This window comes from Chamaesiphon sp. OTE_20_metabat_361 (genome assembly GCF_031364565.1).
The window spans coordinates 1-2,260 of the sequence record NZ_JANLWO010000238.1 but is presented as its reverse complement, the minus strand read 5'-3'; the positions used below and the strand labels follow the sequence as shown (position 1 = coordinate 2,260).

Genomic DNA, 2,260 nt, shown 5'->3' with positions numbered 1-2,260 from the left:
GGGAGACTTGCCCGTTTTCTGACTTGAAATAAGCCTTTTCATTTGCTTTGACTTCTTCATCGGTCAATCGCGCCATTTGGAGATTGGTACTGCGGTACACAGGTGGCGTACCAGCAGGTGTGTTCAGCAGCATGAGGCTGTATTCACCGTTTGCATCGTTATAGGTGGCTTGCTGGACGGGATATTTGCCATCAGCGATCGGCTTTTGATTGGTGTTATTACTGACCGCCGGATTTTGGACGGAAGTAGTTTGCTGTCGATCTCGTCCCTGAGATGTCCGATCTTCCGAGCCACAGGCTACAGAAGTAACAGACAACGTTAAAGCCATAAAAATTATCACTAATCGACGGAGCATATAGGCTGATTTCATGACTATTGTACTTGTTTATTTTAGCTAGTTCTCAGGGCGCTCGACAATTGATAATTTCAGTAACAAAGGGATTGTATATTTACGATCCCTATGACTATTTTAGACCGATCGAACCCGATCGACTGAGTTTTGAAATACCTAGTTAACCGATCTATTTGGATCTGGATAACCGCATGGCGGCAGTGGAAATAATCCCAGTTAACTACCAGCTATTAATTACAAAGGAATTAATTCAGGGAAATTTTGGAGTACTTGGTCGTCGGTAAGTTCGTCACCAAATCGGGCTGGTGAAAAATGAATGTAGATTGCCCGGAGGCGTTCTTGATAGTGAAGATTTATTAATGATTTCAAAGCTATTTTGAGCGCTGAGATATTGGATAAATCTGCTTCGATGGTAGAGTCTTCACCTTCTAATGCTACAGTCAGCATCACAATCAAATTCCGAGTGGGCGGGAGGGTGAGTTGAGCATTGGGATTGGTATTGTCACTGATGTCGGGTTCGCTCAGGTAGCGTCCGGCAGAATCAGTAAACAATTCATTGGCATAGTCGCCAGCGCCACCTTCATCCCAGAATACATCCCCTTCATTAGCTGCCGATCGCCAGTAGGTGTCGTATTGCAATAGGTTTTCACAGATTGCGACTAAGCCCTCGCCGACGATCGTCAAATCGCCATCGGCTTCGATCGCTTGTCTGGCGGCTTGGTTTAAGATCCCGAGTAATGGGGATACTTCTTCGCCAGTAAGATGGATAAAAATCCGCGATACGACAAACTGGCTCTTACCAGTGAGTTTATTGAATTGGTCGCGTAAGCTCATAGTTTTTAGGGGGTAGACTACTGCATCCATTCTAAAATACGATTCCAACTCCACCAGGGGTCGCGATCGATATTTAACTTTTGACAAGCTTTGTTACTGATATGCCCGACATGTCCGCCGTGCGGGGTCAGCAATAGATCGAGGTGGGGTTGCTTGCTGGCAATGTCGCACAGTTCGGGCACTAGAGTGGGATCGAATAGCGGATCGTCAGCGGCATAGATTATTAGTACGGGTTTATGGAGATCTGCCAAAAAATAGAGCGGACTCGTCGCGGCATAATAATCTTGGACAGTCGCAAAACCCAGTCGGGGAATTACTAATTCGCGATCGAATCCCCAAATTGAGGTCGCTCGCTCGATCGCCGCAGGATCGATCTGGGTGGGATGATAGCGACGTAACTCGCTAGCTAATTTTCGCAGTTCCTTAGAAATCGATCGTTCTAAATATTTACCCAGCGGATCTGCCATTAAATAAGTCAAAGATCGATCGGATTCCAGACTGGGACAGATGACCGCCCCGCCAGCAATTTCTGGGACATCCAGACCCGCCTTAACGCCCCACAGAGCCAACTGACCGCCTAAAGAGTACCCCATCAACCACATTGGTGCCGGACAGCCTAGCTGAAGCGATTGGCGGGCAATCTGCACGAAATCTTCGCCCTCATGCAAACCGTCGGAAGTAAGTTGGGGCGATAACTCGGCAGTTTTACCGTGAGCGCGCCAGTCAAATAAGACGACAGCATAACCTTGGGCATAGGCTTTGCGACCTAAGATTCTCAGAAACCACTGGTTATCAAGAGTGCCAGTGATCCCGTAGGTAGCGACGATCGTCCCTTTTGGCGCAGGCGGGATGGCAAAGATCCCAAAAATTGGCACATCCCCATCACCACTAAAAATATGCTCTTGATAAATCGGCTCTGGCTCGATGGTATAGCGTTCCCAATTGCGGCTCATCCGCAGTGCGGTATAGAGGGTCATCGTCAGACCGGATTGCAGCCACCAAGGCGGTAAATATTGAGGATTCAATGGCTTAATGGCAGGATGAAAGATGTTATTTAATTTTAAGCTTCAAAGT

The 2,260-nt window shown here is 47.4% G+C and carries 2 protein-coding genes and 1 pseudogene; all 3 read right to left on the bottom strand.

Going from position 1 to position 2,260, the window contains the following annotated elements; all coding sequences use genetic code 11:
- Positions 1-370, bottom strand: a pseudogene (locus RMO35_RS07055) (hypothetical protein); the annotation flags it as partial.
- Positions 371-586: 216 nt separating this feature from the next.
- Positions 587-1,186, bottom strand: coding sequence for a DUF1517 domain-containing protein (locus tag RMO35_RS07050; RefSeq protein WP_309739627.1), 600 nt, complete (start codon positions 1,184-1,186; stop codon positions 587-589).
- A gap of 17 nt (positions 1,187-1,203) precedes the next feature.
- Positions 1,204-2,163 (bottom strand): alpha/beta fold hydrolase, encoded by a 960-nt coding sequence (locus RMO35_RS07045; protein ID WP_309739631.1) that lies wholly within the window; start codon positions 2,161-2,163, stop codon positions 1,204-1,206.
- Between the last annotated feature and the right edge of the window lie 97 nt (positions 2,164-2,260).

Coding starts and splice junctions, on each gene's coding strand:
- RMO35_RS07045 (WP_309739631.1), bottom strand. CDS start 2,163: ATGACCCTCTATACCGCACTGCGGATGAGCCGCAATTGGGAACGCTAT.
- RMO35_RS07050 (WP_309739627.1), bottom strand. CDS start 1,186: ATGAGCTTACGCGACCAATTCAATAAACTCACTGGTAAGAGCCAGTTT.